The following is a 26,515-nucleotide window of genomic DNA, read 5'->3' as shown; positions in this document are numbered from 1 at the left end:
CAGTGGACTACAGGCCCTCGACGCGGCAGCTAAGAAGGAGCAGCCCGTTGCGCATGATGTTCCCCAGCGTAACCCAGGGCCGCGCGCCCCCGAAGCGAGCCCACCCACCTTTCCACCCCTTGAGACGGCGGGTATTTTCGTCCGCACCGGTGACAACACGTCACTGTTGCCTCACCCTTGGTCACATGACAGGTATAGCGCCGCTCTGCGCGATCGTGCCGCCGTACGTCCTGGACCGCCTCGCCGAGGACGGTCACGCCCCCGCCGCCCGCTCACTCGCCCTGGACGCCGTGCACCGCACGGCCCGCCTCACCGCCCTTCCGGCGCAACCCGGCCCGGCCCGCCTGGAGCGGGTGATCGCGGACGCCGGGCACGCCGAGCGACTGCCCGGCCGCACCGTCCGCCGGGAGGGCCAGAGCCCCGTCTCCGACCAGTCCGTCAACCACGCCTACGACGGCCTCGGCGCCACCTTCGCGCTGTACGCCGACGTCTACGGCCGCCGCTCGATCGACGACCAGGGCCTGCGCCTGGACGCCACCGTGCACTACGGCAGGGACTACGACAACGCCTTCTGGGACGGGCACCGGATGGTGTTCGGCGACGGCGACAACGTGATCTTCGGCGACTTCACCGCCTGCGTCGACGTGATCGGCCACGAACTCACCCACGGTGTCACCCAGTTCACCGCCGGCCTGGACTACCAGGACCAGCCCGGCGCGCTCAACGAGTCCGTCTCCGACGTGTTCGGCTCGCTGGTCAAGCAGTACGCGCTGCACCAGGACGCGGCCGCCGCGGACTGGCTGATCGGCGCCGGGCTGCTCGCGCCCGGTGTCCAGGGCGTGGCGCTGCGCTCGATGAGGGCGCCCGGCACCGCGTACGACGACCCCCGGCTCGGCAAGGACCCGCAGCCGGCCCACTTCCGCGACTACGTCCACACCGCCGGGGACAACGGCGGCGTGCACATCAACTCCGGCATCCCCAACCACGCCTTCTACCTGCTCGCCACCGCCCTCGGCGGCCCGGCCTGGGAGCGCGCCGGGCGGATCTGGTACGACACGCTGACCGGCGGGCACCTGCCCGCCGACGCCGACTTCGCCACCTTCGCCCGGGCCACCGTCGCGGCCGCCGCGAGCCGTTATCCCGACCACTCGGTGGCCGACACCGTGACGGCGGCCTGGGCGCAGGTCGGCATCAGCACGGGTTGAGCCGCGCTTAGGTTCTCCCTAAGGTCACGGTCCGGGAAAAGCCCGGCAAACGCCATCCCTGCGTAGCACCATGGACACCATGCGTATCCAGGTGACCCGGACCGGCGGCCTCGCGGGACACGTCCGCCGCGCGGAGCTCGACACCACCGAGCGTACGGACGCCCCGCACGTCCACGCGCTCGCCCGCGAGGCCGTCGCGGGCGGGCTGCGGTCGCCCTCGTACGGGGTGCCGGACGGCTTCCACTACGAGATCACCGTCGACGGCCGGACGGTGCACTGCGCCGACCCGAAACTCACCGAGTCGCAACGCGAGCTGGTCTCGCTGGTGCTGCGCGAGGGCGCGTAGCACCGGCGCGGCGACCATCGTTCCGCCATGCGAAGGGCCCGCCCGGACGGTGTCCGGACGGGCCCTCACGGCCGGTGGCTCAGAAGCCCAGCTTGCGCAGTTGCTTCGGGTCGCGCTGCCAGTCCTTGGCCACCTTGACGTGCAGGTCCAGGTAGACGGGCGTGCCGAGCAGCGCCTCGATGTGCTTGCGGGCGGTGGTGCCGACGTGCTTGAGCCGCGAGCCCTTGGCGCCGATCACGATCGCCTTCTGGCTCTGCCGCTCGACGTAGACGTTGGCGTGGATGTCCAGCAGCGGGCGGTCCGCCGGGCGGTCCTCGCGCGGGAGCATCTCCTCGACCACCACGGCCAGCGAGTGCGGCAGTTCGTCCCGGACGCCCTCCAGCGCGGCCTCCCGGATCAGCTCGGCGACCATGATCTGCTCGGGCTCGTCGGTGAGGTCGCCGTCCGGGTAGAGCGGCATGCCCTCCGGGAGCAGCTTGGTGAGCAGGTCGGCGACCAGCTCCACCTGCTTGCCGCCGACCGCCGAGACCGGGATGATCTCGGCCCACTCGATGCCCAGCTCCTCGCCGAGCTGGTGGACGGCGATCAGCTGCTCGGCCAGGCGCTTGGAGTCGACCAGGTCGGTCTTGGTGACGATGGCCACCTTGGGGGTCTTCTTGATCTCGGCGAGTTCCTTGGCGATGAACTTGTCGCCGGGGCCGAGCTTCTGGTCGGCGGGGAGGCAGAAGCCGATCACGTCGACCTCGGCCCAGGTGCTGCGGACGAGGTCGTTGAGCCGCTCGCCGAGCAGGGTGCGGGGCTTGTGCAGGCCGGGCGTGTCGACCAGGATCAGCTGGGCGTCCGGGCGGTGCACGATGCCGCGAACGGTGTGCCGGGTGGTCTGCGGGCGGTCGGAGGTGATCGCGACCTTCGTCCCCACCAGGGCGTTGGTCAGGGTCGACTTGCCCGCGTTGGGCCGGCCGACGAAGCACGCGAAGCCGGAGCGGTACGAGGAGGAAGGGGCACTCATGTGCTCCATTCTCCCTGATCACCGGGACCGGAACGGACCGGCCGCCCCGCCGGGCCCGCGGTCAGCCCTTCCTGCCGCCGCGCAGCGAGGCCAATCCCATGATCAGCACGAGCGACAGGAACGCGACCGAGCCCCAGAGCCAGTACGGCGAGCCGGTCTCCTGCCACTTGCCCATCCCCATCACGCCCAGCAGCAGCCCCGCGAAGAACGCGAACGGCCCCATCTCCCCAGCCCCCTCGGCACGACCCTCACCCCGACCCCGTCCCCGGTGAGATTATCCGCCGAATTTGGTGGGCCTTCGGCCGGTGCCACCGCTCATGCGAAAGGCGCCCGGGTCCCCACCCGGGCGCCTTTCGGCAACGCCGCTCAGCGGGCCTCGGCCGCCACCTTCAGCGCCCCGTCCAGCCCGGCCAGCAGCACCGGCGTCCCGGCGCCGCCGAGGTCCCGCACGGCGGCCAGGTCGGCCTCGGCGGGCTGCTCCGCCGCGCTCACCACGGCCGCCGCCTCCAGCGACTTCGCGCCGCTGGCCACCGCCATCGCCACCGCCGTCTGGAGCGCGCTGAGCCGCAGCGACTCCAGCGCCACCGTCCCGGCCACATAGGTGCGGCCGGTCTCGTCGCGCACCGCGGCCCCCTCCGGGACGCCGTTGCGGGCGCGGGCGGAGCGGGCCAGGGTGATGATCTTCTTGTCTTCGGGGTCGAGCTCGACGATGTCACTCATGCCGCCGAGCATAGGGCGTGGCCCCCGGGCGGAAACCCGCCGCTCCCGGCCGTCAGTGGCCGATCGGGTTGGACGGCCCCGGCTTCATGACCTTGACGAAGGTCTTCGGCCCGGACGGCATCGGCTCCTCCTCGTCACTGCGCCGGCGCCAGTACGGGTTGTCGTGCGGCAGATGACTGCTGACCCTGCCGTACATGCCGAAGCTCAGCACGACCAGCCCGAAGATGAACGCGAACAGCACGTTGGACATGCGGAAGTTGAGGATGTTGGCCTCCGGCCGGCCGAGCACCGTCAGACCGTAGAAGCCGGAGAGCACGAAGAGCCCGCCGACCGCCATGTTCAGGTTGGAGGCGAAGTTCCCGCCGATCATCGCACCGGCGAGCAGGACACCGCCCATCACGATGGAGAGGATGCTCAGCGCCCCGTTGGTCGACAGCCCGGCCACCTCGTTGCCGTGGGTGGACAGGAAGCCCGGATGGTTCAGCAGCCCCAGGATCCCGAACACGATCAGGAAGATCCCGCCGAGCCCCGCGCCGATCCGCCAGACCACGGCGAGCCGGTGGTCGACGGGCAGTTCGTCTTGCAGCTTCATGGTGACCTCCACCATGGGACGTCAGACGGCCGCACTCCACGCTACTCCGCTCCCGGAGCCGCGCACGGCGGGCCTAGCTGTACGGGTTTTCCCCCTGCATGTGCGGCACCTCGTGCATGTACAGCGAGCCGCACTGCTGGCAGCACCGCAGGCCGGTACCCCACTCCTCCTCCGGCCGCGTCTCGGCGTCGGTGTCCATCGTGCGGCCGCAGAGGGCCGTCGCGGGTTCGGCGGCCCGGACGACGTGCCAGGACCTCGCCCCGGCCGACCGCCCCTGCGGGCCGTACTCCGCACGCAGTAGATGAGTCATGACGCCATCGTCGCCCCGCTGCGGCACCCCCGCTACTCGCCGGCCTCCGGGGTGCCCTCGCCCGCCCCGCGGACCGGGATGGCGACCATGGAGCCGATGCGGTTGCGGCGCCCGGCCGAGCTCTCGGCGGTGAGCCTGATCGCGGTGAGGCCGGTGGCCGCGTCCTCGGGCAGCGGGATCTCGCAGGACGAGCCCGGGATCGGCACCCGGCCGAGGTGCTTGGCCAGCAGGCCGCCGACGGTCTCGACGTCCTCGTCCTCCAGCTCGATGCCGAACAGCTCGCCGAGGTCCTCGACCAGCAGGCGGGCGGTGATCCGGTACGAGCCGTCCCCGAGGTCCTCGACCGGCGCGATCTCCCGGTCGTACTCGTCGGTGATCTCGCCGACGATCTCCTCCAGGATGTCCTCGATGGTGACCAGCCCGGCCGTGCCGCCGTACTCGTCGATCACGATCGCCACGTGCGAGCGCCGCTGCTGCATCTCGCGCAGCAGGTCGGCGGCCGGCTTGGAGTCCGGGACGAAGACGGCCGGCCGCATCGCGTCGCCGACCTCCTCGGACTCGGCGTCCCGGTTGATGTGGGTGCGCCGCACGAGGTCCTTGAGGTAGACGATGCCGACCACGTCGTCCTCGTTGTCGCCGACCACCGGGATGCGCGAGAAGCCGGAGCGCAGCGCCAGGGTGAGCGCCTGCCGGACGGTCTTGTGCCGCTCGATCATCACCAGGTCGGTGCGCGGCACCATCACCTCGCGCACGATGGTGTCACCGAGCTCGAAGACGGAGTGCACCATCCGGCGCTCCTCGTCCTCGATCACGTCGTTCTTCTCGGCGAGGTCCACCAGCGCCCGCAGCTCCGCCTCGGAGGCGAACGGCCCCTCCCGGTACCCCTTGCCCGGGGTGAGCGCGTTGCCGAGCAGGATCAGCAGCCGCGGGATCGGGCCGAGGACGCCGGCCAGCGGCAGCAGCACGAAGGAGGCCGCGGTGGCGGTGGTCAGCGGGTGCTGGCGCCCGATCGTGCGCGGCGAGACGCCGACCGCCACGAAGGACACCAGCACCATCACACCGAACGCCAGCAGCACGGCCTGCCAGGTGGTCTCCAGGTTGCGCACGCAGACCACGGTGACCAGGACGGCCGCGGCCATCTCGCTGGCCACCCGGATCAGGGTGGCCAGGTTGAGGTAGCGGATCGGGTCGGAGGCCAGGGTCAGCAGCCGGGCCGAGCCGCGCCGCCCGGCCCGGACGGCCTCCTCGGCCCGGAACCGGGAGACCCGGGAGATGCCCGCCTCGGCGCACGCGGCCAGCCAGCCGAGGACGACGAGCAGCACGGCACCGATGATGAAGCTCGTACTCTCACCACTCACAGGGGTTCGGGCTCCCCGCTCAGTGGGTGGTGGGGGCCGGCGAGATGCCGCCGAGGCCGCGGCCCGCCCGCCAGTCGTCCAGGATCCGCTTCTGGAGGGCGAACATCTCCTCCTCCTCCTCGGGCTCCTCGTGGTCGTAACCGAGGACGTGCAGCACCCCGTGGACGGTGAGCAGCTGCAGCTCCTCGTCCATCGAGTGCTTGGACGGGGCCGCCTTGCCCTGCTGCTCGGCGACCTCGGGGCAGAGCACGATGTCGCCGAGCAGGCCCTGCGGCAGTTCCTCGCCCTCCTTGCCGGGGCGCAGCTCGTCCATGGGGAAGGACATCACATCGGTGGGGCCCGGGAGATCCATCCACTGGATGTGCAGCTCCTCCATCGCCGCACCGTCCACCAGGATCACGGACAGTTCGGACTGCGGGTGGATCCGCATCTTGTCCAGTGCGTAGCGGGCGACGTCGAGGATGGCTTCCTCGTCAGCGTCCCAACCGGACTCGTTGGCGATGTCGATCGACATGACGGGCTGGTTACTCAGCTTTCGGTGCGATGGGACTGTCGGGGTGCGCGTGAGCCGCGCCGCTGGGTGGGCTTGCGGGGGGCCGACGGAACGTTCTCGTCGGTCTCCTGCCGGGCGTCCCAGCGCTCGTACGCGTCCACGATCCGGCCGACCAGCTTGTGGCGGACCACGTCGGTGCTGGTGAGGACGGAGAAGTGGATGTCGGGCACGTCGGCCAGGATCTCCTGGACGACCTTGAGGCCGCTGCGGGTGCCGCCCGGGAGGTCGATCTGGCTGGTGTCGCCGGTGACCACCACCCGGGAGTTGAACCCGAGGCGGGTGAGGAACATCTTCATCTGCTCGGGCGAGGTGTTCTGGGCCTCGTCCAGGATGATGAAGGCGTCGTTGAGGGTACGGCCGCGCATGTAGGCGAGCGGGGCGACCTCGATCGTCCCGGCGGCCATCAGGCGGGGGATGGAGTCCGGGTCCATCATGTCGTGCAGCGCGTCGTAGAGCGGGCGCAGGTACGGGTCGATCTTCTCGAAGAGGGTGCCGGGCAGGAAGCCCAGCCGCTCCCCCGCCTCGACGGCCGGGCGGGTCAGGATGATCCGGTTGACCTCCTTGGCCTGGAGGGCCTGGACGGCCTTGGCCATCGCGAGGTAGGTCTTGCCGGTACCGGCCGGGCCGAGGCCGAAGACGATGGTGTGCCGGTCGATCGCCTCGACGTAACGCTGCTGGTTGAGGGTCTTGGGGCGGATGGTGCGGCCGCGGTTGGACAGGATGTTCGCGGTGAACACCTGGGACGGCGCCGGGCTGTCCGGATTGTCCACGGCGCTCCGGAGCATGGCGATGGAACGCTCCACCGAGTCCTCCGTCAGGGGCTGGCCGGTGCGCAGCACCAGCATCATCTCGCTGAAGAGCTGCTGGACGAGGGCGACCTCGGCGCGCTCCCCGGTGGCGGTCACCTCGTTGCCGCGGACGTGGATGTCGGCGGCGGGGAAGCCCCGCTCGATCACGCGCAGCAGCGAGTCCGCGGTGCCGAGCAGGGTGACCATCGGATGCTTCTCGGGGATGACGATCCGGGCGCTGGTGCGGTCGTCGTCGGCCGGTTCGGGGCGCGACAGTCCGTTCGTACGGGTCTGCGATGTGTCACTCATAGGTCGGCGCTGGGGCCTGCCTCATCCCATCCGTGTCTCGTGGTGCCGCTCGGTCTCTCCGGGGCACCAGGGTACGCCGCGAGCGTGATCGCTGCGGCGGGCGGCGGGGCCGCACGCGTCGATGCTGCGGCAGATCGGGGGACGGCGCGAGCGGTTTTCCGGCCGGGCCCGGGCCCGCTCGCGTCCGGTCACGGCCGGCGTCTGGCCGGTACGGGTACCCGGGTGAGGTCCTCGGCGAGCACCACGGTGCCGTCGAAGTGCTTGCGGGCGTCGGCGAGATGCTGTCCGAGGTCGGGGTAGCGCTGCGAGAAGTGGGTCAGGACGAGGGTCTGGACCCCGGCCTCGGCGGCGACCTTGGCGGCCTGGCCCGCGGTGAGATGGCCGTGGTCCTCGGCGAGCCGGGTGTCGGCGTCGGTGAAGGTCGACTCGATGACCAGCAGGTCGGCGCCCTCGGCGAGTTCGTGGACGCCCTCGCAGAGCCGGGTGTCCATCACGAAGGCGAACCGCTGCCCGGGCCGGGGTTCGCTGACCTGGTCCAGGGTGATCCGCCGGCCGTCCGCCTCGATCACGCCGTGGTGCTGGAGCCGGCCGACGTCCGGGCCGGCGATGCCGAAGGCGGCGAGCCGCTCGGGGACGAGCCGGCGGCCGTCGGGCTCGGTGAGCCGGTAGCCGAAGGACTCGACGGGGTGCGAGAGCCGGACGGCGTCCAGCGCGAAGCGGGCACCGGGCGCGGGCAGCGGGCCGGACTCCTCGATCGGGCGGGGGCGCAGCACGGCCGTCTCGTGGAAGGCGGTGGAGTACCGCAGCCGCTCGAAGTAGACCTCGCCGGAGGCCGGGAAGTAGACGTCCACCGGGTGCGGGACGCGGTCCAGGTTGATCCGCTGGATGACCCCGGCGAGGCCCAGGCTGTGGTCGCCGTGGAAGTGCGTGACGGCGATCCGGGTGAGCTGGGTGGCGGAGACCCCGGCGTGCAGCATCTGGCGCTGGGTGCCCTCGCCGGGGTCGAACAGCAGGCCCTCGCCGTCCCAGCGCAGCAGGTAGCCGTTGTGGTTGCGGTGCCGGGTGGGCACCTGGCTAGCGGTGCCGAGGACGACGAGTTCGCGCTGCGACACGTCGTCAGACCATGCGCTCGGTCATCGGCTTGCCGCCGAGCACGTGGACGTGGGCGTGGAAGACGGTCTGGCCCGCGCCCGCACCGGTGTTGAAGATCAGCCGGTAGTCCTCGATGCCCTCCTCCCTGGCCACCTCGCCGGCCTCGGCGAGCAGTTCACCGGCGATCTCCGGCTCGGCGGCGGCCAGGGCGGCGGCGTTCGGGTAGTGGACGTGCGGGATGACCAGGACGTGGGTCGGGGCCTTCGGGCTGATGTCCCGGAAGGCGAGGGTGCGCTCGGTCTTGCGCACCACGGTGGCCGGGATCTCGCCCGCCACGATCTTGCAGAACAGGCAGTCGGGCTGCGGCTCGCCGGCCATCGGGGTCTCCTCGTGTTCGCAGGTCGGGGCTTGCGGTGTCGGGGTTTGCGGTGTCGGGGCGTCCGCCGCCGGCGGGTGCGCCGCCGGGGCGTTCGCCGTCCGGGCGTACGGCCGCATGCTAGCCGAGCCGCCCGGTCGCCTGCTGGTAGTCCTGCGGCCGCACCGCCCCCGGCGGGGGACCGACCGGGCCGGTCCCCCGCCGGAGCGCCCGGCGGTCACTCCCAGGGCAGCGGCGGCGCGGTCCTCGCCGGGGTCTCGGCCAGCGCGGCCAGGGCGATCCGCACGCCCTCGGCCAGCTGCGGGTCCTCCCCCGCCGCCCACTGGTGCGGGGCGATCGGCACCTCGACGTCCGGGTCGACCCCGTGGTTCTCCACGCCCCAGCCGTAACCCTCCGTCCAGAACGCGTACTTGGGCTGGGTCACCAGGGTGCCGTCGACCAGGCTGTACTGGCTGTCGATGCCGATCACACCGCCCCAGGTCCGGGTGCCGACCACCGGACCGAGCCCGAGCGCCTGGATGGCGGCGTTGACGACATCGCCGTCCGAACCGGAGAACTCGTTGGCCAGCGCCACGATCGGTCCGCGCGGGGCGTCGCCCGGGTACGGCACCGGGCTGGCGATGTCCCGGGCGACGTCCCAGCCGACGATCCGGCGGGCCAGCTTCTCGATCACCAGCTGCGAGGTGTGGCCGCCGCGGTTCTCCCGGATGTCGACGATCACGCCCTCCTTGGCCATCTCCGACCGCAGATCGCGGTGGATCTGGGCCCAGCCGGCGCTCTGCATGTCGGGGATGTGCAGATAGCCGAGCCGCCCGCCGGACAGCTCGCGCACCGCGACCCGCCGCCCGGCCACCCAGTCGTGGTAGCGCAGCGGCTCCTCGTCGGCGAGCGGGACGATCACCGGGTGGCGCTGGTCGGTGCCGTCCTTGCCCGCCACGGTGAGCTCGACCGGCTGCCCGGCGGTGCCGGCCAGCAGCGGTGCGGGCCCGGTGACCGCGTCCACCGGGCGGCCGTTGACGGCCAGGACGGCGTCCCCCGGGCGGACGGCGGCGCCCGGCGCGGCCAGCGGCGAGCGGGCCCGCGGGTCGGAGGACTCGCCGGGCAGGATGCGGGCGATCCGCCAGACGTCCCCGTCCTTGACCAGGTCGGCGCCCAGCTGCCCCTGCCAGCGGGCGGCTTCGGCGTGGATGCCGCGCGGCAGGACGTAGGCGTGCGAGGTGCCCAGTTCGCCGTGCACCTCCCAGAGCAGGTCCACCAGGTCGTCGTGCGAACCGAGCCGGTCCAGCAGCGGCCGGTAGCGCTCCAGCACGCCGGCCCAGTCGACCCCGCCGAGGTCCGGACGCCAGAAGTTGTCCCGCATCAGGCGGCCGTTCTCCTCGTACATCTGCCGCCACTCGGCCGCCGGATCGACGGTCACCCGCAGCCGGGCGAGGTCGACGCCGATCTCGTCGTCCTCGCCGGACGCCTTGTGGTCGGCGGGCAGGATCCGCAGCTCGCCCTCGTCCAGGACGGCCAGCCGGGTGCCGTCGCCGCTGACCTCGAAGGAGTCGAGGCCGTCCACCAGCTGCTCGGCGCGGCGCTTGCGGAAGTCGAACCGCTCCAGCGTGGGGCGCGGCCGCTCGTCCTCCAGCGAAGCCGCCTCGTCGCCGAGTTCACCGATCAGCGGGACCCTGGTCCAGAGCACGCCGTCCTTGGCGGCCTTCAGGTCGCCGAACCGGCCGCCCTCGACCGGGAAGGGCACGATCCGGTCGGCGATGCCGTCCAGGTCGACCCGGGTGGCGGGCGGTGCGTCGGCGGCGCCCTCCTCGCCGTCCGCCTTCTTTCCCTTGGGCTCCTCCTCCTCGCCTCCGACCGGGCGGCCGGCCCGCTGCGGCCCGAACGGCGACGGTGTGTCGGCGGCCAGCGTGACCAGGTACGGGCGGCAGCCGTTCGGGAAGGACAGGTCGAAGGCGTGCGAGTCGTAGACCGGGTCGAAGCTGCGCACCGAGAGGAACGCCAGGTGCTTCCCGTCGGCGGTGAAGGCCGGCGAGGTGTCGACGAACCGCTGCTGGGTGACCTCGCCGACCGTCCGGGTGGCCAGGTTGGCCAGCGCGATCTGCCGCAGCGACCACGACCCCAGGCCGGGGACCGGCCGGGACCAGGCCAGCCAGGCCGAGTCCGGGCTGAACACCAGCCCGCTGACCTCGCCGTCCCGGCTGTGGGCCAGCTCGTGCACGGTGCCGTCGGCGAGCGTGACCAGCAGCACCCGGCCGTCGTGCGCGGCGACCGCCGCCTGCTTGCCGTCCGGCGAGACCTCCAGCCCGAGCACCCGGCCCAGCCGCCCGGCGGCCAGCCTGCGGCGCTCGGTGCCCAGTACCGCCGGGGCGTACTCGAGGGCGTCCTCGCCCTCGGCGTCCGTCACCCAGAGCACGCCCTGCCCGCCGTCCTCGCCCGGCACCACCCGGGCCAGCCGGCCGCGGACCCCGGGCGTCTCGGCCAGCACCCGGGCCGGGCCCTCGCGGTGGGTCAGCCAGTGCACGCTGCCGCGCACCACCACGGCGCCGGCCCGGCCGGTGCGGTCCGGGGCGGCGCTCTCCAGCCAGTGCGCGGCCGCCACCGGGCGGGGGCGGCGGCCGGCCCGCGGCCCGGCCAGCCGGATGTCCAGGCGGCGCGGCTCGGCGCCTTCGAGGTCGTCCAGCAGCCAGAGGTCGCCCGCGCTGTGCCAGACCACCCGGCTGCCGTCGGTGGCGGCGCCGCGCGCGTAGAAGCCGTCCGGGGAGGTGGTGTGGCGGCGCAGGTCGCCGCCGTCCGGAAGGCTGGAGTACAGCGCTCCGACGCCCTCGTGGTCGGAGAGGAAGGCGATCCGGGAGCCGTCCGGCCCGCCGACCCAGAGCGGGGACTCGATGTGCCCGTCCAGGGCCTCGTGCACCCGGGCGAACTCGTCCCGGCCGATCCAGAGCTTGCCGACCCGGCCGCCCCGGTACCGCTTCCACCAGGCGGGCTCCGCTCCGAACGCCGAGACCAGCAGCGTCCGCTCCCCACCCGGCTCCTGGGCCAGGCCGCCGATCGGCCCGTACGGCAGCCGGACCGGCTCGCCGCCGTCCAGCGGCACCGCGTGCGCCCAGGTGCGGCGCAGGGTGGCCTGCCCGGCGGTGGTGGTGGCGACCGGGCGGCCGTCGGCCGTCCAGCCCTGGACCTGGGTCTGGCCGCTGCCCCAGTACGTCAGCCGGCGCGACGGGCCGCCGTCCACCGGCGCGACGTGCACCTCGGGCGCGCCGTCCCGGGTGGAGGTGAAGGCGATGTGCCGCCCGTCCGGGGAGAACCGCGGCCGGCGGACCGGAACGTGATCGGCCGTCAGCCGCCAGGCCCGGCCGCCGTCCAGCGGGGCCAGCCAGACGTCGTTCTCGGCGACGAAGGTGATCAGGTCACCGTGCAGATGAGGGTGGCGCAGGTACGCGCCCGCTGGGGTGCTCCGAGGTTCGCTCACGCGGTCAGCCTAGGCACCGACCCTGGCATCGCGCCCCGGTTTTTACGGACCACGACCCGCCGCGACCCACCGGGTCCGCCACGACCCTCCGCGACCCGCCCGGCGGATCCCGCCGGTCAGCCCCAGCGGCCGCTGCGGCCGAGCAGCAGGGCCCCGGCGGCGACCCCGGCGGTGGAGGTGCGCAGCACCGACGGGCCGAGCCGGTAGGGCGCGGCCCCGGCCTCGGCGAAGGCGGCCAGCTCCTCCGGCGAGACGCCGCCCTCGGGGCCGACCACCAGCACGATGTCCCCGGCGGCGGGCAGCGCGGCCGCGGCCAGCGGCTGGGTGCCCTCCTCGTGCAGCACGGCGGCGAGCGCGGCGCCGGCCAGGACGGGGGCCAGCTGCCGGGTGGTCATCGGGTCGCGGACCTCGGGGAAGCGCAGCCGGCGGGACTGCTTGCCGGCCTCCCGGGCGGTGGCCCGCCACTTGGCGAGCGCCTTGGCGCCGCGGTCGCCCTTCCACTGGGTGATGCAGCGGGAGGCGGCCCACGGGATCACCACGTCGACACCGACCTCGGTCATGGTCTCCACCGCCAGCTCGCCGCGGTCGCCCTTGGGCAGCGCCTGGACGACGACGATCCGCGGCGCCGGCTCGGGCTCCCGGCGGACGGCGGCCACGGTCACCTCGATGGCGTCCTTGCCGTGCACCGCCGCGACGGTGCCGTCCACGCCGAGCCCCAGCCCGTCCGCGAGCGTCACCGCCTCCCCCGGCTCCAGCCGCTTCACGGCGGCGGCGTGCCGCCCCTCGGGACCGTCCAGCCGGACCACCGCACCGGGCACGGCGGCGGCGATCCGCTCGGTCTCGACGACGAACACGGGCGCGGTCATGGGGCTTTCCCTCCGGGACTGGTACGGGGCCGGCGGACGGCCGGCGCGGGAGACCCCGCGCGGGCCGGCGGCCGCGAACGGGGCGGGGGGGGGGGGGGGGGGGGGGGGGGCGGGGCGCGCGGCCCCCCCCCCCCCCCCCCCCCCCCCCCCGCCCCTCGTGGTGCTTGCACACTCCTGCGGGCGCCTCAGCGCCCGTTGAACGCGTCCTTCAGCCGGGAGAACAGCCCCTGCTGGCCGGGCGCGAACTGGCCGGACGGCCGCTCCTCGCCGCGCAGCACGGCGAGGCGGCGGAGCAGGTCCTCCTGCTCGGCGTCGAGCTTGGTGGGCGTCTGCACCTCGACATGCACTATCAGGTCGCCCCGGCCGCCACCGCGCAGGTGGGTGATGCCCCGGCCGTGCAGCGGGATCGACTGGCCGGACTGGGTGCCGGGCCGGATGTCGAGCTCCTCCAGGCCGTCCAGCGTCTGCAGCGGCACCTGGGTGCCGAGCGCGGCGGCCGTCATCGGGATGGTGACCGTGCAGTGCAGGTCGTCCCCGCGTCGCTGGAACACCGTGTGGGTGGTCTCGGCGATCTCGACGTACAGGTCGCCGGCGGGGCCGCCACCGGGGCCGACCTCGCCCTCGCCGGCCAGCTGGATGCGGGTGCCGTTGTCGACACCGGCCGGGATCTTGACCGTCAGGGTGCGCCGGGCGCGGACCCGGCCGTCGCCCGCGCACTCCGGGCACGGGGTCGGCACGACGGTGCCGAAGCCCTGGCACTGCGGGCAGGGGCGGGAGGTCATGACCTGGCCCAGGAAGGACCGGGTGACCTGGGAGACCTCGCCCTTGCCGCGGCACATGTCACAGGTCTGCGCGGAGGTGCCGGGCGCGGCGCCCTCCCCGCTGCAGGTGGTGCAGGTGACGGCCGTGTCGACCTGGAGTTCCTTGGTGGTGCCGAAGGCGGCCTCCTCCAGGGTGATCTCCAGCCGGATCATGGCGTCCTGGCCGCGCCTGGTCCGCGAGCGCGGGCCGCGCTGGCCGGCCGCGGCGCCGAAGAAGGCGTCCATGATGTCGGAGAAGCCGAAACCGGCCGCGCCCGCGCCGAAGCCGCCCGCGCCTCCGCCGCCGTTGGGCGAGAGAGGGTCCCCGCCGAGGTCGTAGACCTGACGCTTCTGCGGGTCGGAGAGCACCTCGTAGGCGGCGTTGATCTCCTTGAACCGCTCCTGCGTCTTCGGGTCCGGGTTGACGTCCGGGTGCAGTTCGCGCGCCAGGCGCCGGAACGCCTTCTTGATCTCGTCCTGCCCCGCATCCCGTCGGACGCCGAGTACCGCGTAGTAGTCCGTGGCCACCAAATGCTCCGCTTGTTCCGCCTGTAGTAGTGCTTGCGACTGGGTACCACCATCGGTCTGATGGTGGCTGTTCCTACGACTCGGCCAGGATCTGGCCCACGTACCGTGCCACCGCTCGCACCGCCCCCATTGTGCCCGGATAGTCCATCCGGGTCGGACCGATCACACCCAGTTTGGCCACGCTCTCGTCGCCCGAACCGTAACCGACGGAGACGACCGAGGTGGAATTGAGCCCCTCGTAGGCGTTCTCCCGGCCGATCCGGACCGTCATCCCCGCGTCGCCGGTCTCACCCAGGAGGCGGAGCAGGACGACCTGCTCCTCCAGCGCTTCCAGCACCGGCTGGATGGTGAGCGGGAAGTCGTGGCCGAAACGGGTCAGGTTGGCCGTGCCGGCCAGCATGATCCGTTCCTCGTTCTGTTCGGCGAGCGCCTCGAAGAGCGTCGCCAGGACGGTGACGACGGCCGGCCGGTCGGCCGCCTCGAAACCGGCCGGCAACTCCTCCAGCAGCCCCGGCACCTCGGGCAGCCGCTGCCCGACCGCGTGCGCGTTGATCCGCGCCCGCAGATCCGCGAGGAGGGTCTCGCCGACCGGGCCCGGGCAGTCCATCATCCGCTGCTCGACCCGGCCGGTGTTGGTGATCAGGACCAGCATCACCTTGACCGGGGCCAGCGCGACCAGCTCGATGTGCCGGACGGTCGACCGGGAGAGCGAGGGGTACTGGACCACCGCGACCTGCCGGGTGAGCTGGGCGAGCAGCCGGACCGTCCGGGCGACCACGTCGTCCAGGTCGACCGCACCGTCCAGGAAGTGCCGGATCGCCCGCCGCTCGGGCGCGCTCATCGGCTTGACCTCGGCGAGCCGGTCGACGAAGAGCCGGTAGCCCTTGTCGGTGGGGATCCGCCCGGCGCTGGTGTGCGGCTGGTGGATGTAGCCGTCCTCCTCCAGCGCGGCCATGTCGTTGCGGACGGTGGCCGGGGACACGCCGAGGCTGTGCCGCTCCACCAGGGCCTTGGAGCCGACCGGCTCCTCGGTTCCCACGTAGTCCTGGACGATGGCGCGAAGCACCGCGAGCTTGCGGTCGTCCAGCTGACGGACCTCACCGGCCATGGGGCACGCACCTCCGTCTTCGCACGTTGTCCGTAGTGACATGTGTCCGTTCTGGCATGTTGCGGGCCGTTCTGGGAGGCCCCGGCTTTGGCACTCTGAACAGCCGAGTGCCAGAACCGTACCTGCCAGTGTAAGGCCCGGGTCCGACGGCAGGAACGGCCCGGCCCGAGTGATCCTGCGCGCAATATCCGGCGCGCGGGTGATGCCGAGGGCCCGTCCGGGTGGCAGCATCGAAAGCGAACGGCTAACGGAGGAGCAGCGATGTCGAGCTCGGGCCAGCACACGCGCTTCGCACCCGACCGCGGCCTGACCGGCCGCATGGTCGCGACGATGTTCGTGATCGGGCTGCTGTACGTCGGATTCACCGGCCTGCTGATCGTGCTGCTGCGCGGGGCCTGGCCACTGATCGTGCTGATCTCGGGCGGTCTCTTCGTGGCCCAGTTCTGGTTCAGCGACAAGATCACCGAACGGGCGATGGGCGCCCACCGGGTGAGCCCGGAACAGTATCCGCAGCTGCACGGCACCATCGACCGGCTCTGCGCGCTGGCCGACATGCCCAAGCCGCGGGTGGCGGTCGCCGACAACGACATGCCGAACGCGTTCGCCACCGGCCGCAACCCGCAGAACGCCGTGGTCTGCGTGACCACCGGGCTGCTGCGGCGGCTGGAGCCGGAGGAGCTGGAGGGCGTGCTGGCGCACGAGCTCTCGCACGTGGCGCACCGGGACGTGGCGGTGATGACCATCGCCGGGTTCCTCGGGGTGCTGGCCGGGGCGATGACCCGGATCGCGATGTACGGCGGATTCATGGGCGGGGGCCGCAACAACAACGACTCCAACGCCGCCATCGCCGCGCTGATCATCCCGCTGGTGTCGATCGTGGTGTACGCGATCAGCTTCCTGCTCACCCGGCTGCTCTCCCGCTACCGGGAGCTGGCCGCCGACCGCGCCGCCGCCCAGCTCACCGGCCGGCCCAGCGCGCTCGCGTCGGCGCTGACCAAGGTGACCGGCCAGATCGCCGCGATCCCGTCCAAGGACCTGCGCCAGGCACAGCCGTACAACGCCTTCTACTTCGCCCCGGCGCTGAGCGCCCGGGAGACCGCCTCGCAGCTGTTCTCCACCCACCCGTCGCTGGAGCAGCGGCTGGAGCAGCTGGCGAAGATCTCGGCCCAGCTGGGCCGCTGAACCACCTCGGGAAAGGACCGCCGTGGGATTCCTGGACGCCCTGTTCGGGCGCACCAAGCCCGTCAAGCCCGACCTCGACCAGCTGTTCGGGGTCCCCTCGGCGGCACTGACCCTGGAGGCGGCGACCGGCTTCCGGCCGACCGGTCTCGGCTCGGTCTGCTTCGCGGCCGTCGAGGGCGGGGCGTTCGGCGAGGTCGAACGGCAGGTGCGGGCGCTGCTGGACGCCGACACCGAGCGCGGCGGCGTCCCGGTGGAGGCCTCCAAGGACGGGTACGGCTACTCCTGGCTGCTCGCCCGGCACACCCCGGAGGAGCTGCCGGAGCTGGTCAACGACCTGCACGCGGTCAACAGCGAGCTGGAGGCGAACGGCTTCGGACCGCAGCTGCTCTGCTCGCTGGTGGCCTTCCGCGACGAGCGGGGGCAGTCGCTGGCGCTGGTCTACCTGTACAAGCGCGGCACGTTCTACCCGCTGTGTATACGCCCTGGCGGGCAAGAGAAGCGGAACAACCCTCTGGAGATCGAGATCTCCAACATGCTCAAGAACGATCTTCGCATCGAACCAGACCTGAGCCGGTGGTTCCCCCTCTGGGGTGCGCCAGGCCTGGAAGGCTGAGGCGTGGCAGAGAGAGCCTTCTTGGTCCGGTTTATCGGAGCGAAGCGCGGCACCTTCTACCCGTTCGCGCCGATGCCGGGCGGCGGGGAGAAGCGGAACAGCCCCCTGGAACTGCAGGTCAACGCCATGCTCGGGAACGACCTGCGGCTGGAGAAGGACCTCACCCGCTGGTTCCCGGTCTGGGGCGCGCCGGGGCTCTGACCTCCCGCCGGCCCTCCGCCGGATTTCCCTATAGTCACCTTCCATGCGCAGCCACCAGTACGGACCCGACCTGACCCCGCCGTGGAAGCGGCAGCAGCCCGCCCCGGAGGTGTCCGCCGAGCGGGACCTGGTGGTGGAGGAGGCGGCGACCGGCTTCTGCGGAGCGGTGGTGCGGTGCGAGAAGACCGCGGAGGGCTTCACCGTCACCCTGGAGGACCGCTTCGGCAAGCACCGGGTCTTCCCGCTGGTGCCGCGCGGCTTCCTGCTGGAGGGCCGGCCGGTCACCCTGGTCCGCCCCCCGGCGGCCGCGCCCGCGCCGTCCCGGGCCCCCGGCCGCACCGCCTCCGGCTCGATCGCCGTCCCCGGCGCCCGGGCCCGGGTGGCCCGCGAGTCGCGCATCTACGTCGAGGGCCGGCACGACGCCGAGCTGGTCGAGCGGGTCTGGGGCGACGACCTGCGGATCGAGGGCGTGGTCGTCGAGTACCTGGAGGGCGTCGACGACCTGCCCGCCATCGTCGCCGACTTCGCCCCCGGCCCCGGCCGCCGCCTCGGCGTCCTGGTGGACCACCTGCTCCCCGGCACCAAGGAGCACCGCATCGCCGCCCGGGTCACCGGCGACGCCGTCCTGGTCGTCGGCCACCCCTACATCGACATCTGGCAGGCCGTGAAGCCCGCGAGCGTCGGCATCCCCGGCTGGCCCGGCGTCCCCCGCGGCGAGGTGTGGAAGGAGGGCGTCTGCCGCCGCCTCGGCTGGCCGGCGGACACCCCCGCCGCCTGGAAGCGCATCCTCGCCTCGGTGGACTCCTTCAAGGATCTGGAGCCCGAACTCCTCGGCCGGGTCGAGGAACTGATCGACTTCGTGACGCTGCCGGACTGACGACAAGCCGTACCGCGTTCGCGAACGCGTATATCCTGTTCGCGAAACGGATATACGCCACCGGGAGGTCCCCATGTCCCGCACTGTGATCGACCTGGACGACGAGGCGCTGGCCGACGCCGCCCGCTACCTCGGCACCACCACGAAGAAGGACACGGTCAATGCCGCCCTCCGCGAGATAGCGGACCGCCGGCGCCGCGCGGACGCGCTGGCCCGGATGCGGGAGATGGTGGCCGAGGGCGAGATCGACTTCTCAGCCATCGGCTACCCGGCCGGCGGTGACACGTCAGCGAGGTCGGCCGCGTGACCGAGGAGTTCCTGATCGACACCAGCGCGCTGGTCCGCCTGATGCGCGGCCAGACCGGCTCGGCCTGGGACGAGGCGGTGACCGCGGGACTGGTCCTGCTCTGCGAACCGGTCCGCCAGGAGTACCTGCGGGCGGTCGGCGGACGGGCCTCCTACTTCGAAGCGGCCGACCTGCTGCGTGAGCTCTTCCCGTACCGGCACCTGCGGGACAGCGCCTGGCAGGACGCCGCGGAACTCCAGCAACTTCTGGCGCAGTCGAGCAGGCACCAGTGCACCAGCCCGGTCGACCTGCTGGTCGCTGTCACGGCCGCCCAGCACAAGCTGACCGTGCTGCACCAGGACGCCGACTTCGAGACCATCGCCCAGCTCACAGGCCAGCCCGTCCGGCGGATCTGTTAGGTCCTGTCCGACAGGGGGCTACTCCACCAGGTCACGGACGACCGCGTCGGCCAGCAGGCGGCCCCGGAGGGTGAGGACGGCGCGGCCCCGCGCGTAGGCGGTGTCGGCGAGGAGGCCGTCGGCGAGGGCGCGGTCGGCGGCCTTCAGACCGGTGTCGGTGAGGAGGGTGAGCGGGATGCCCTCGGCGAGGCGCAGTTCGAGCAGGATGCGCTCGACCCGGCGGTCCTCGGCGGTGAGCAGTTCGCGGCCCTGGGCGGGGGTGCGGTGCTCGGCGAGGGCCCGGGCGTAGGCGGCCGGGTGCTTGGCGTTCCACCAGCGGACGCCGCCGACGTGGCTGTGGGCGCCGGGACCGGCCCCCCACCAGTCGGCGCCGGTCCAGTAGAGCTCGTTGTGACGGCAGCGCCCCTCGGGGGTGGTGGCCCAGTTGGAGACCTCGTACCAGGAGTACCCGGCGGCGGCGAGCGCCTCCTCGGCGATCAGGTAGCGGTCGGCGTGCACATCGTCGTCGATCATCGGCAGTTCGCCGCGCCTGACCCGGGCGGCCAGCCTGGTGCCCTCCTCGACGATCAGCGAGTAGGCCGAGACATGGTCGGGCCCGGCGCCGATCGCGGCGTCCAGGGAGGCCCGCCAGTCGTCGTCGGACTCACCGGGGGTGCCGTAGATGAGGTCCAGGTTGACGTGGTCGAAACCGGCCGCGCGGGCCTCGGCGACGCACGCCTCGGGGCGGCCCGGGGTGTGGTGGCGGTCGAGCAGCTGGAGCACGTGCGGGCGGGCACTCTGCATGCCGAAGGAGATCCGGTTGTAGCCGCCCGCGCGCAGCTCGGCGAGGTACGCCGGGTCGACCGACTCGGGGTTGGCCTCGGTGGTGACCTCGGCGCCGTCGGCGAGCCCGAACTCCTCGCGGATCGCGGCGAGCATCTTCACCAGGTCCCGGGCGGGCAGCAGGGTGGGCGTGCCGCCGCCGAGGAAGACGGTCCGCACCGGCAGGTCGGTGTCGCCCAGCACCCGCCGGGCGTGCCGGATCTCGGCGACCACGTTGTCCGCGTAGGTCTCCTGCGAGGCGACCGCGCCCGAGGAGCGCAGCTCGGTGGCGGTGTAGGTGTTGAAGTCGCAGTAGCCGCAGCGGCTGGCGCAGTACGGGACGTGCAGGTAGAAGCCGAAGGGCCGCGTCCCGAGTCCGGCGAGGGCGTGCGGGGGCAGGGAACCGTCGGACGGCACGGGTTCGCCGTCGGGAAGTGCGGAGGGCATGACCCCATTGTCCCGTACGGCTCACCCGACCGGGCGAGCCGTACGGCAGGGGCGGCTCAGGCCTCGTTGGCGCCCGCGTACATCTCGGCGACGGCGTCCGCGTACGTCCGCTCGACCACCGGGCGCTTGATCTTCAGGCTCGGGGTGAGTTCGCCGTGCTCGATGTCCAGGTCGCGCGGGAGCAGGGTGAACTTCTTGATCGTCTGCCAGCGCTGGAGGTCGGCGTTGAGCCGCCGCACGAAGCCGTCGATCAGCTGGCGCACCTGCGGATCGGCGACCACCTCGGCGTACGGCTTGCCGGCCAGGCCGTGCCCGGCGGCCCACGGCATGATCACCGACTCGTCCAGGCCGATCAGCGCGGTGCAGTAGTTGCGGCCGTTGCCGATCACCAGGATGTTGCTGACGAACGGGCAGACCGCCTTGAACCTGCCCTCGACCTCGCTCGGCGCGACGTACTTGCCGCCGGAGGTCTTGAACATGTCCTTCTTGCGGTCGGTGATCCGCAGGAAGCCGTCCTGGCCGATCTCGCCGATGTCCTCGGTGTGGAACCAGCCGTCCGGCTCCAGCACCTCGGCGGTCTTCTCCGGCAGGTTGTGGTAGCCGCGCATCACGCCGGGTCCGCGGAGCAGGATCTCGCCGTCCTCGGCGATCCGGACCTCGCTGCCCGGCAGCACGGTGCCGATGGTGCCGACCCGGACGTCCTCGGCACGGTTGACGGTGATCCCGGCGGAGGACTCGGTCAGGCCGTAGCCCTCCAGTACGGGCACCCCGATACCGGCGAAGAAGTAACCGATCTCGGGCGCCAGCGCCGCGCTGCCGGAGACCGAGCCGCGCATCCGCCCGCCGAAGGCGGCCCGGATCTTGGCGTAGACCAGCTTGTCGGCGAGCGCGTGCTGCAGCCGCAGGCCGAGCGGGGCGCTGTCGTGGCCGGTGGCGATCCGGCTCTCCTGGGTGGCGCGGGCGTAGGCGCGGGCCGTTCGCGCGGCCCACAGGAAGATCTTGTACTTGGCACCGCCCTGAGCCCGCGCCTTGCCGGCGATGCCGTTGTAGACCTTCTCGAAGATGCGCGGCGCCGAGGCCATCATGGTCGGGCGGACGACCGGCAGGTTGTGGATGATCCGGTCGACCCGGCCGTCCACCGCCATCACGTGGCCGGTGGCGATCTGGCCGCAGATCAGGCTCTTGCCGAACACGTGCGACAGCGGCAGCCACATGAACTGCACGTCCTCCGTGCGCAGCAGCCGGCTGGCCTCCTGGGCCCGGCCCTGGTACGCCCAGCAGTCGTGCACCAGGCGCACGCCCTTGGGCCGGCCGGTGGTGCCGGAGGTGTAGATGAGGGTGGCCAGCTGCTCCTTGTCGAGCGCGGCGACGGTCTTCTCGATGGCGTCCGGGTGCCGTTCCAGGTACTCGGCGCCGAGCTGCTCCAGCTCGGCCAGGGTGAGCACGTTCAGCCCGGGGGTCTCCGGGACGGCGTCGGCCGGGTCGAACATGATCGCGGTGCGCAGCTCGGGGAGCTGGCCGATCTCGCCGACGACCTTGGCGAGCATGGTGTCGTTCTCGACGAACAGGGCTCTGGAGCCCGAGTCGGAGAGGATGTACGCCGTCTCGTCCGCGTTGGTGCTGGGGTAGACGGCGGTGGTGGCGGCGCCCGCGCACATGTTGCCGAGGTCGGCGATGATCCACTCCAGCCGGGTGGAGGCCATCAGCGCGACCCGGTCCTCCGGGCGGATGCCGAGCGACAGCAGGCCGGCGGCCACCGCGTGGACCCGGGTGGCGGTCTGCGCCCAGGTCACCGAGCGCCACTGTTCGGCGCCGGGGGTGCTGTCCGCCGCGTGTTCGTCGACCGGGACGGGGAAGCGGTAGGCCTCACCGCCCGGGGTGGCGGCGACCCGCTCCAGGAACAGGTGGGCGACGGAGGCGGGACGCCCGGCGACGATGTCGGCACTGCCGGAGCCGATCAGGGACTGCGCGGAACTCAACGAGGACCTCCGGTGGCGGGTGGCCGTCTGAGGGATTCGGGTGGCCGTCTGAGGGATTGTCGCGGCGCCCGTGGGGGCGGTCGCCGGCCCCCGGCCGACCGGACGGGTACCGGCGAGTAACAAGGGGGCTATCAGCAGCCTAGGGGGAAAGCCGCCATTCCGTAAGGGGGTGCGACCGGCCGGCACCCGAGCGGGCCACCGGCGCGGGGCACGACCGGGCACGCCCGGCCGTTCGGCAAAGGACTGGGCAAAGATCCGGCTCGCAAGCCCGGAATCGCCTTTACCGGTCCACCGAAGAACGAGAATCGGGATGCGAATCCCACCGTCGACGACAAGAGTGTGCCAGTGCTGATCAGACTGCTAAGGGCGTACTTGCGCCCGTACTCCCGACCGATCGCCCTGCTGGTACTGCTCCAGCTGGTGTCGACCCTCGCGGCGCTCTATCTGCCGACGCTCAACGCCGACATCATCGACCAGGGGGTGGTGAAGGGGGACACCGGCTACATCCTTGAGGTCGGAGGGGTGATGATCGGGGTCACCCTGGCCCAGGCCGCCTGCTCGATCGGCGCCGTCTACTACGGCGCGCGTATCGCGATGGCCTTCGGCCGGGACCTCCGGGCCGGCATCTTCGACCAGGTGCAGAGCTACTCCGCCCGCGAGCTCGGCCAGTTCGGCGCCCCCTCGCTGATCACCCGGACCACCAACGACGTCCAGCAGGTCCAGATGCTGGCCCTGATGGCCTTCACGCTGATGGTGGCCGCGCCGATCATGTGCGTCGGCGGCATCATCATGGCGCTCAATCAGGACGTGCCGCTCTCCGCCCTGCTGCTGGCCGTGATCCCGGTGCTGGGCGTCGTCGTCGTGCTGCTGGTCCGCTCGCTGCGCCCGAAGTTCCGCAGCATGCAGGTGAAGATCGACACCGTGAACCGGATCCTGCGCGAGCAGATCACCGGCATCCGGGTCATCCGGGCGTTCGTCAAGGACGACCACGAGCAGGCCCGGTTCGCCCGCGCCAACGACGACCTGACCGGTGTCGCCATCCAGGTCGGCCGGCTGATGTCGTTCATGTTCCCGGCCGTGATGCTGGTGGTGAACGTCTCCAGCGTCGCCGTGCTCTGGTTCGGCGCGTACCGCATCGACAGCGGCGGGATGGAGATCGGCGGCCTGACCGCCTTCCTCTCCTACCTGATGCAGATCCTGATGAGCGTCATGATGGCCACCTTCATGTTCATGATGGTGCCGCGCGCCGAGGTCTGCGCCGAGCGGATCCAGGAGGTGCTGTCCACCGACTCCACCGTCGTCCCGCCCTCCGCGCCGGTCACCGAGGTGCTGCGCCGGGGCAACCTGGAGCTGCGCGACGTCGAGTTCCGCTACCCGGGCGCCGAGGCCCCGGTGCTGCGCGGCATCGACATCACCGCCCGCCCCGGCGAGACCACCGCCGTGATCGGCTCCACCGGCAGCGGGAAGTCCACCCTGCTGGGCCTGGTCCCCCGGCTGTTCGACGCCACCGCGGGCCAGGTCCTGCTGGACGGCGTGAACGTGCGCGACCTCGCCCCCGAGGCGATCGCCGAGACCGTCGGACTCGTCCCGCAGAAGCCGTACCTCTTCTCCGGCACCGTCGCCAGCAACCTGCGCTACGGCCGGCCCGACGCCACCGACGAGGAGCTCTGGCACGCGCTGGAGGTCGCCCAGGCCAAGGAGTTCGTCGAGCGTCTCCCCGAAGGCCTGGACGCGCCCATCGCGCAGGGCGGCGGCAACGTCTCCGGCGGCCAGCGCCAGCGCCTGGCGATCGCCCGAGCCCTGGTCCGCAAGCCCGGCGTCTACCTCTTCGACGACTCCTTCTCGGCGCTCGACTACGCCACCGACGCCCGGCTCCGCAAGGCGCTCTCCCGGGAGACCGCCGACGCCACCGTGCTGATCGTCGCCCAGCGCGTCTCCACCATCCGCGACGCCGACCGGATCATCGTCCTGGACGAGGGCGCCGTCGTCGGCAGCGGCACCCACGGCGAACTGATGGCCGGAAACCCGACATACCGGGAGATCGTGCTCTCCCAGCTCACCGAGCAGGAGGCGGCGTGACCACCCCCGAGAAGGGCGCCCGACTCACGAAGGCGCCCGCGGCGGCCCCGGCCGGGCCCGCCAGCGACTCCCAGGCCGCGGCGGCCCGCCGCGGACCGGCCGGCCCCGGCCGGTTCATGGGCGGCCAGGGCGCCGAGAAGTCGATGGACTTCAAGAACTCCGGCAAACGGCTGCTCAAACTGCTGCGCCCCGAACGCGCCCTGCTCAGCGGCGTCATGGCGCTCGGCGTGCTCAGCATCGGCTGCGCCGTGACCGGCCCCAAGGTGCTCGGCCACGCCACCGACCTGATCTTCGCCGGCGTGATCGGCGCCCGCTTCCAGTCCGGCACCTCCAAGGAGCAGGTCGTCGAGGGCCTGCGCGCCCACGGCGACGGCGGCGTCGCCGACCTGCTCTCGTCGACCGCCTTCACCCCCGGCCAGGGCATGGACTTCGGCGCCATCGGCACCGTACTGCTCTGGGTGCTGGCGATCTACGCCGTCTCCGCCGCGTTCGGCATCGTCCAGGGACGACTCGCCACCACGGCGGTCCAGCGGGCCGGTTACCGGCTGCGCGAGGAGGTCGAGGCCAAGCTCTCCCGGCTGCCGCTCAGTTTCTTCGACAAGCAGCCGCGCGGCGAGGTGCTCAGCCGCGTCACCAACGACATCGACAACATCGGCCAGTCCATGCAGCAGACCATGGGCCAGGTGGTGAACTCGCTGCTCACCGTGGTCGGTGTACTGGCGATGATGTTCTGGATCTCGCCGCTGCTGGCGCTGATCGCCCTGGTCTCCGTCCCGCTGTCGGTGGTCGTGGCGGCCAAGGTCGGCAAGCGGGCGCAGCCGCAGTTCGTCCAGCAGTGGAAGTCCACCGGGCAACTCAACGCGCACATCGAGGAGATGTACACCGGCCACGCCCTGGTGAAGGTCTTCGGCCGGCAGAAGGAGTCCGCCGAGGTCTTCCGCGAGCACAACGAGGCGCTGTACAGCGCGAGTTTCCGGGCCCAGTTCATCTCCGGGATCATCCAGCCCGCGATGATGCTGATCGGCAATCTGCAGTACGTGCTGGTCGCCGTGGTCGGCGGGCTCCGGGTGGCCAGCGGCGCGCTGTCGATCGGCGACGTGCAGGCGTTCATCCAGTACTCGCGGCAGTTCAGCCAGCCGCTCACCCAGGTCGCCAGCATGGCCAACCTGGTGCAGTCCGGCGTCGCCTCCGCCGAGCGCGTCTTCGAGCTGCTGGACGCGCCCGAGCAGACCCCGGAGCCGGCCATGCCGGAGCGCCCGGACGAGGTGCGCGGCCGGGTCGCCTTCCAGGACGTGTCCTTCCGCTACGACCCCGAGAAGCCGCTGATCGAGGACCTCTCGCTGAAGGTCGAGCCTGGCCAGACGGTGGCCATCGTCGGCCCGACCGGCGCCGGCAAGACCACCCTGGTCAACCTGCTGATGCGGTTCTACGAGGTCAGCGGCGGGCGGATCACCCTGGACGGGGTGGACATCGCCGCGATGTCCCGCGAGGACCTGCGCTCCGGCATCGGCATGGTGCTCCAGGACACCTGGCTGTTCGGCGGCACCATCGCCGACAACATCGCGTACGGCTCCGTCGGGGCCACCCGCGAGCAGGTGATCGAGGCGGCCCGCGCCGCGCACGTGGACCGCTTCGTCCGGACCCTGCCGGACGGCTACGACACCGCGATCGACGACGAGGGCACCGGCGTCAGCGCCGGCGAGAAGCAGCTGATCACCATCGCCCGGGCGTTCCTGGCGCAGCCGTCGATCCTGGTCCTGGACGAGGCGACCAGCTCGGTGGACACCCGTACCGAGGTGCTGATCCAGCGCGCCATGGCCCGGCTGCGCACCGGCCGCACCAGCTTCGTGATCGCCCACCGGCTCTCCACCATCCGGGACGCCGACGTGATCCTGGTGATGGAGAACGGCTCGATCGTCGAGCAGGGCTCGCACGACGAGCTGATCGCCGCGGACGGCGCGTACGCGCGGCTGTACCAGGCCCAGTTCGCCGAGGCGGTGGCCGAGGTGGACTGACCGGTGGTGGGCGGGTGGCCGGCTCGTGGTGGGCCCGCGCCGCTTCGGTGGTGAGCCCGTGTCCGGTTCCTGGTGAGCCCGCGGTTGGTTCGCGGGGTGAGCCCGCGGTCGGTTCGCGGGGTGAGCCGGAGTGAGAGGTCGGCCGGTCCGACGTCCCACTCCGGCTCTTCGGCTTCCGGAGGCCGGCCGC

At 72.3% G+C, this 26,515-nt stretch carries 25 protein-coding genes and 1 pseudogene; 10 read left to right on the top strand and 16 right to left on the bottom strand.

Annotated elements, in window-relative coordinates:
- The first annotated feature begins 185 nt into the window (after positions 1–185).
- Together ACIP82_RS08125 and ACIP82_RS08120 are read left to right on the top strand one after the other, a co-directional pair.
- Complete coding sequence (locus ACIP82_RS08125) at positions 186–1,205, top strand: M4 family metallopeptidase (protein ID WP_363607229.1); 1,020 nt, start codon at positions 186–188, stop codon at positions 1,203–1,205.
- A 79-nt stretch (positions 1,206–1,284) separates the two neighbouring features.
- Positions 1,285–1,551, top strand: coding sequence for a protealysin inhibitor emfourin (locus ACIP82_RS08120; RefSeq protein ID WP_400652013.1), 267 nt, complete (start codon positions 1,285–1,287; stop codon positions 1,549–1,551).
- 79 nt (positions 1,552–1,630) lie between these two features.
- Here ACIP82_RS08120 and era read toward each other — a convergent pair whose 3' ends face one another.
- From era to hrcA, 14 genes are all read right to left on the bottom strand, one after another.
- Positions 1,631–2,560, bottom strand: a complete 930-nt coding sequence (era, locus tag ACIP82_RS08115) for a GTPase Era (RefSeq protein ID WP_363607233.1) — start codon at positions 2,558–2,560, stop codon at positions 1,631–1,633.
- A gap of 61 nt (positions 2,561–2,621) precedes the next feature.
- A complete protein-coding gene (locus ACIP82_RS08110) occupies positions 2,622–2,783 on the bottom strand; it encodes a hypothetical protein (protein WP_363607234.1) in 162 nt (53 codons plus the stop codon).
- Between the two features lie 143 nt (positions 2,784–2,926).
- On the bottom strand, positions 2,927–3,280 hold the full coding sequence (locus tag ACIP82_RS08105; protein ID WP_363607236.1) for a cytidine deaminase: 354 nt from the start codon (positions 3,278–3,280) through the stop codon (positions 2,927–2,929).
- Between the two features lie 52 nt (positions 3,281–3,332).
- Positions 3,333–3,872, bottom strand: a complete 540-nt coding sequence (locus ACIP82_RS08100; RefSeq protein WP_363607238.1) for a DUF4383 domain-containing protein — start codon at positions 3,870–3,872, stop codon at positions 3,333–3,335.
- A 73-nt stretch (positions 3,873–3,945) separates the two neighbouring features.
- Positions 3,946–4,182 carry a hypothetical protein gene (locus ACIP82_RS08095; protein WP_363607239.1) on the bottom strand — a complete coding sequence of 79 codons (237 nt, stop codon included), beginning with the start codon at positions 4,180–4,182 and terminating at the stop codon, positions 3,946–3,948.
- 32 nt (positions 4,183–4,214) lie between these two features.
- Positions 4,215–5,540 (bottom strand): hemolysin family protein, encoded by a 1,326-nt coding sequence (locus ACIP82_RS08090; protein ID WP_363607241.1) that lies wholly within the window; start codon positions 5,538–5,540, stop codon positions 4,215–4,217.
- A gap of 19 nt (positions 5,541–5,559) precedes the next feature.
- A complete protein-coding gene (ybeY, locus tag ACIP82_RS08085; protein WP_363439878.1) occupies positions 5,560–6,054 on the bottom strand; it encodes an rRNA maturation RNase YbeY in 495 nt (164 codons plus the stop codon).
- Between the two features lie 14 nt (positions 6,055–6,068).
- Entirely contained in the window at positions 6,069–7,088 is a 1,020-nt protein-coding gene (locus ACIP82_RS08080) for a PhoH family protein (RefSeq protein WP_363607251.1), read from the bottom strand.
- Positions 7,089–7,378: 290 nt separating this feature from the next.
- The gene (locus tag ACIP82_RS08075; protein WP_363607243.1) at positions 7,379–8,302 is read right to left on the bottom strand and encodes a ribonuclease Z; all 924 of its coding nucleotides are present in this window, start codon (positions 8,300–8,302) and stop codon (positions 7,379–7,381) included.
- A gap of 4 nt (positions 8,303–8,306) precedes the next feature.
- Positions 8,307–8,660: a histidine triad nucleotide-binding protein gene (locus tag ACIP82_RS08070; RefSeq protein ID WP_363607244.1), complete on the bottom strand. Its 354-nt coding sequence runs from the start codon at positions 8,658–8,660 to the stop codon at positions 8,307–8,309.
- Positions 8,661–8,875: 215 nt separating this feature from the next.
- On the bottom strand, positions 8,876–12,124 hold the full coding sequence (locus ACIP82_RS08065; protein WP_400652004.1) for a PDZ domain-containing protein: 3,249 nt from the start codon (positions 12,122–12,124) through the stop codon (positions 8,876–8,878).
- A gap of 116 nt (positions 12,125–12,240) precedes the next feature.
- On the bottom strand, positions 12,241–12,990 hold the full coding sequence (locus ACIP82_RS08060; RefSeq protein ID WP_400652001.1) for a 16S rRNA (uracil(1498)-N(3))-methyltransferase: 750 nt from the start codon (positions 12,988–12,990) through the stop codon (positions 12,241–12,243).
- Positions 12,991–13,175: 185 nt separating this feature from the next.
- Positions 13,176–14,318 carry a molecular chaperone DnaJ gene (gene dnaJ, locus ACIP82_RS08055; protein ID WP_363607486.1) on the bottom strand — a complete coding sequence of 381 codons (1,143 nt, stop codon included), beginning with the start codon at positions 14,316–14,318 and terminating at the stop codon, positions 13,176–13,178.
- A 73-nt stretch (positions 14,319–14,391) separates the two neighbouring features.
- Positions 14,392–15,426 (bottom strand): heat-inducible transcriptional repressor HrcA, encoded by a 1,035-nt coding sequence (gene hrcA / locus ACIP82_RS08050; RefSeq protein WP_363607487.1) that lies wholly within the window; start codon positions 15,424–15,426, stop codon positions 14,392–14,394.
- A gap of 261 nt (positions 15,427–15,687) precedes the next feature.
- On the opposite strand from hrcA, the gene htpX reads away from it, so the two are divergent.
- The 6 genes and pseudogenes from htpX (at position 15,688) to ACIP82_RS08020 (ending at position 19,004) form a co-directional block, all read left to right on the top strand.
- A complete protein-coding gene (gene htpX, locus ACIP82_RS08045) occupies positions 15,688–16,608 on the top strand; it encodes a zinc metalloprotease HtpX (RefSeq protein WP_363607488.1) in 921 nt (306 codons plus the stop codon).
- Between the two features lie 22 nt (positions 16,609–16,630).
- On the top strand, positions 16,631–17,221 hold the full coding sequence (locus tag ACIP82_RS08040; protein ID WP_400651998.1) for a hypothetical protein: 591 nt from the start codon (positions 16,631–16,633) through the stop codon (positions 17,219–17,221).
- 42 nt (positions 17,222–17,263) lie between these two features.
- Positions 17,264–17,422 (top strand): annotated as a pseudogene (locus ACIP82_RS08035) (hypothetical protein); the annotation flags it as partial.
- Positions 17,423–17,465: 43 nt separating this feature from the next.
- A complete protein-coding gene (locus ACIP82_RS08030; protein WP_363607490.1) occupies positions 17,466–18,299 on the top strand; it encodes a DUF3097 domain-containing protein in 834 nt (277 codons plus the stop codon).
- A 73-nt stretch (positions 18,300–18,372) separates the two neighbouring features.
- Positions 18,373–18,606 (top strand): type II toxin-antitoxin system VapB family antitoxin, encoded by a 234-nt coding sequence (locus tag ACIP82_RS08025; protein WP_363607491.1) that lies wholly within the window; start codon positions 18,373–18,375, stop codon positions 18,604–18,606.
- Positions 18,603–19,004 (top strand): PIN domain nuclease, encoded by a 402-nt coding sequence (locus tag ACIP82_RS08020; RefSeq protein WP_363607492.1) that lies wholly within the window; start codon positions 18,603–18,605, stop codon positions 19,002–19,004. The genes ACIP82_RS08025 and ACIP82_RS08020 overlap by 4 nt, the downstream gene beginning before the upstream one ends.
- 18 nt (positions 19,005–19,022) lie before the next feature.
- Here the strand turns inward: ACIP82_RS08020 and hemW are convergent, their stop codons facing one another.
- Complete coding sequence (gene hemW, locus ACIP82_RS08015) at positions 19,023–20,252, bottom strand: radical SAM family heme chaperone HemW (protein WP_400651993.1); 1,230 nt, start codon at positions 20,250–20,252, stop codon at positions 19,023–19,025.
- 56 nt (positions 20,253–20,308) lie between these two features.
- Positions 20,309–22,231 carry an AMP-binding protein gene (locus ACIP82_RS08010; protein WP_363607494.1) on the bottom strand — a complete coding sequence of 641 codons (1,923 nt, stop codon included), beginning with the start codon at positions 22,229–22,231 and terminating at the stop codon, positions 20,309–20,311.
- Between the two features lie 345 nt (positions 22,232–22,576).
- On the opposite strand from ACIP82_RS08010, the gene ACIP82_RS08005 reads away from it, so the two are divergent.
- Complete coding sequence (locus ACIP82_RS08005) at positions 22,577–24,310, top strand: ABC transporter ATP-binding protein (RefSeq protein WP_363607495.1); 1,734 nt, start codon at positions 22,577–22,579, stop codon at positions 24,308–24,310.
- Positions 24,307–26,325: an ABC transporter ATP-binding protein gene (locus ACIP82_RS08000; protein ID WP_400651989.1), complete on the top strand. Its 2,019-nt coding sequence runs from the start codon at positions 24,307–24,309 to the stop codon at positions 26,323–26,325. The genes ACIP82_RS08005 and ACIP82_RS08000 overlap by 4 nt, the downstream gene beginning before the upstream one ends.
- Positions 26,326–26,515: the final 190 nt, after the last annotated feature.

Source organism: Kitasatospora sp. NPDC088548, from assembly GCF_044753005.1.
Classification (GTDB): domain Bacteria; phylum Actinomycetota; class Actinomycetes; order Streptomycetales; family Streptomycetaceae; genus Kitasatospora.
This window is presented reverse-complemented; position numbering and strand designations above follow the sequence as displayed.